Source organism: Pseudomonas syringae group sp. 26L6 (assembly GCF_032587815.1).
Taxonomy (GTDB): Bacteria; Pseudomonadota; Gammaproteobacteria; order Pseudomonadales; family Pseudomonadaceae; genus Aquipseudomonas; species Aquipseudomonas amygdali.
In genome coordinates, this window is sequence record NZ_JAWHPJ010000045.1 from 1 (window position 1) to 1,194 (window position 1,194).

At 54.7% G+C, this 1,194-nt stretch carries 1 protein-coding gene; it reads left to right on the forward strand.

The window, feature by feature from the left end:
• The first annotated feature begins 67 nt into the window (after nucleotides 1-67).
• Nucleotides 68-1,048, forward strand: coding sequence for an IS5-like element ISPsy2 family transposase (locus tag RYA97_RS18950; RefSeq protein WP_054078085.1), 981 nt, complete (start codon nucleotides 68-70; stop codon nucleotides 1,046-1,048).
• The last annotated feature ends 146 nt before the right edge of the window (nucleotides 1,049-1,194 follow it).

Consider the following 1,194-nt stretch of genomic DNA (forward strand, 5'->3'; position numbering starts at 1 on the left):
GGAAACTCTGAAAAAGACTTCCTAATTTGGCAAAATCTCCGGACACCAGTCGCCGAGCTTTTCGATGATGAAACAGATGACCTTCGCCGACGCCGAGTATGCCGGCAAGCGCAAGCAGACCCGTAAGGAATTGTTCCTGATCGAGATGGATCAGGTGGTGCCCTGGAAAGGTTTGATTGCCCTGATTGAGCCCTATTATCCAAAAGGAGAAGGTGGCCGGCCCGCCTACCCACTGATGGCGATGCTGCGTGTTCATCTGATGCAGAACTGGTTCGGCTACAGCGATCCGGCGATGGAAGAAGCGCTGTATGAGACGACCATCCTGCGTCAGTTTTCAGGCCTGAGCCTGGAGCGAATTCCAGACGAAACCACCATTCTCAACTTCCGTCGTCTGCTGGAAAAGCACGAGTTGGCGACCGGGATTCTCGGCGTAATTAATGGTTATCTGGGCGACCGTGGCTTGTCGTTGCGTCAAGGCACCATCGTCGATGCCACGCTGATTCACGCGCCCAGTTCGACCAAGAACAAGGATGGCAAACGCGATCCTGAGATGCATCAAACCAAGAAAGGTAACCAGTACTATTTCGGCGCCAAGGCTCACATCGGCGCCGACGACGAGTCAGGCCTGGTGCACAGCGTGGTAGTAACAGCGGCCAATGTGGCAGACGTCACGCAGGTTGCCAAACTGCTGCACGGCGAGGAAAACGTAGTCTGCGCCGACGCAGGTTACACCGGGGTCGAGAAGCGCGAAGAACACGCTGGGCGCAAGGTCATTTGGCAGATTGCCGCCCGCCGCAGCACTTACAAAAAGCACGGAAAACGCAGTATTTTGTACAAGGCGATCCGAAAAATCGAGAAGGCCAAGGCCCAGGTTCGCGCCAAGGTCGAGCATCCGTTTCGGGTCATCAAACGCCAGTTTGGCTATGAAAAAGTGCGCTTTCGGGGCTTGGCCAAGAACACCGCGCAGATGGTGACGTTGTTCGCCCTGTCAAACCTGTGGATGGCCCGCCGACATTTGTTGGCGAGCGCAGGAGAGGTGCGCGTGTAATGCAGGAAATGGTTACCGCAAAAGGCTTTGCAGCGGCCGAAAGAGCTAAAAAGCGAAGATAATTGAGCAAATTTCGACATGCATCGTTTTTTGAAAAGTGCTGAGGACTCGGTAGCCGGAAAACATCCGGCTACTTCAGACCTTCC